The 1,685-nt window shown below is 66.3% G+C and carries 2 protein-coding genes (1 of these 2 cut by a window edge); one reads left to right on the forward strand and one right to left on the reverse strand.

What is annotated here, in order from left to right; genetic code table 11:
• Positions 1–4: the end of a M23 family metallopeptidase gene (locus EOA32_RS24960; protein WP_128373144.1), read on the forward strand. The gene continues 1,976 nt to the left of window position 1, outside the view; 4 of the gene's 1,980 nt are visible here — the last part of the coding sequence; the start codon falls outside the window, past its left edge; the stop codon is at positions 2–4.
• On the opposite strand, the gene EOA32_RS24965 is transcribed toward EOA32_RS24960, so the two are convergent.
• Positions 1–1,557 (reverse strand): MFS transporter, encoded by a 1,557-nt coding sequence (locus tag EOA32_RS24965; RefSeq protein WP_128373143.1) that lies wholly within the window; start codon positions 1,555–1,557, stop codon positions 1–3. The two genes, EOA32_RS24960 and EOA32_RS24965, sit on opposite strands and share 4 nt — an antisense overlap.
• Positions 1,558–1,685: the final 128 nt, after the last annotated feature.

A 1,685-nucleotide genomic window follows, 5' to 3' on the forward strand; every position in this document is an offset into this window, starting at 1 on the left:
CTAATCCGGCGAATCGCCCGTCTGCCGCGGCCAGGGCAGCGCCTGTCCGGGCACGGTGAACCAGGCGATGATCGACGATAGCAGGCAAAGCAGCGTCGTGACGGCGGCAACAGCGGCAAAGGCCGAATCGCTTGCCGCAATCCTCAACGCGTCGAGATTGGCCGCGAGCCCGGACGCCGGCGGTTCGCCGAAACCGGGCATGCCGGCGGGGCTGCCGGTCGATCGCGCATAGACGAAAGCCGCGAGCGAGCCCATCGCCGCCACCGCGATCAGGCCGCCGATGCGCGAGACGGCATTGTTGATGCCGGATGCCGCGCCCGTGTCCTTGTCCTCGACGGAGGTCATGATCGCCGTCGACAGCGGCGACACGACGAGCGCCATGCCGAGCCCCATCACCGCCATCAGCGGAAAGGTCCCGGTCCAGAAATTGTGGATCCCGGCATGGGCGAGCACGGCCATGCCAGCAAAGGCGATCGCGACGACCAAGCTGCCGGCGGCGATCGGCAGGCGCGGGCCGATCTTGTCGGACCACTGGCCGACCGGCCCCGACAGCAGCGCGATCAATGCCGACAGCGGCAGGAAGATGAAGCCGACCTCGGCTGTGCTCAGTCCCCAGCCCGCGATCAGAACCATGGGCAGGTAGAACAGGTTCGCCGACAGCGCGAAATAGAGGAAGAAGGTCGCGAGATTGGCGCCGGCGAAGGCCCCGATGCGAAACAGGCCGAGATCGATCATCGGCTCGCGCTGCCAGCGCTCATAGAGAATGAAAATGAAAAGCAGGACGACGCCGGCGACGATCGCCGGCCCGGCCATTATCCCGCCGCCCTCGGCGTTCATCGCCGTCAGCCCATAGGCCAGCGCCCCGAAGGCGAGCGTGGCGAGCGCGGCGCCCCCGAGGTCGAGGCTGCGCTTTTCGGTCGGCTGGTCCGCCGGTATCTTGGCGAGCAGCAGATAGATCGAAACCAGTCCGAGCGGCAGGTTGACGGCAAAGATCGCGCGCCAGACGCCGTTGCCGAAAGTCGACAGCACGAACCCGCCGAGCACCGGCCCGAGCGCCGTCGTCATCGCCGAGGCCGCGGCCCAGATGCCGATCGCCCGGCCGCGCTCCTTTTTCGGATAGGCCTTGGCGATGATGGCGAGGCTGCCCGGAACCATAATGGCGGCGCCAATGCCCTGGATGGCGCGGAACGCGATCAGCACCGCCGGATTGGGCGCCAGGGCGCAGGCGAGCGATGCTGCGATGAAGAGCGCGATGCCGGTCACGAATGCGCGCCTTAGGCCGAATCGGTCGCCGGCGGCACCACCGGCCAGAATCAGCGCCGAAAGCGTCAGCGCATAGGCGTTGGAGATCCATTGCGCTTCCGCCAGGCTGGCGCCGAGATCGACGCGCAAGGCCGGCATGGCGATCGCCAGGATCGAACCGTCTATGAAGCCGAGCGCCGAGGCCAGGATTGCCGCGACCAGTACGAACTTGCGCTGCGTCTGCGGGCAAAAGGTGCCGTTCGCGCGCGTCGCGGTCGAAAGCGAATCGGCTGTGGCTTCACTCGAGGAAGGCATGAAAAACCTGCTTAGCTCTCCGGCGTATCGGTAACAACGAGCCAGAAGATTGCAGTTCTGAAACCAGTTTGGTCTGACGGCATGGCCAGGAAGGTAGCCATCGTAAATGCAAACGAGCCGTCGCGTGC

This window comes from Mesorhizobium sp. M1A.F.Ca.ET.072.01.1.1 (assembly GCF_004023325.1).
In the GTDB taxonomy this organism is placed as follows: Bacteria; Pseudomonadota; Alphaproteobacteria; order Rhizobiales; family Rhizobiaceae; genus Mesorhizobium.

What these genes read in the sequence shown, in the direction of transcription:
- EOA32_RS24965 (WP_128373143.1), bottom strand. Translation starts at nt 1,557, where the DNA reads ATGCCTTCCTCGAGTGAAGCCACAGCCGATTCGCTTTCGACCGCGACG.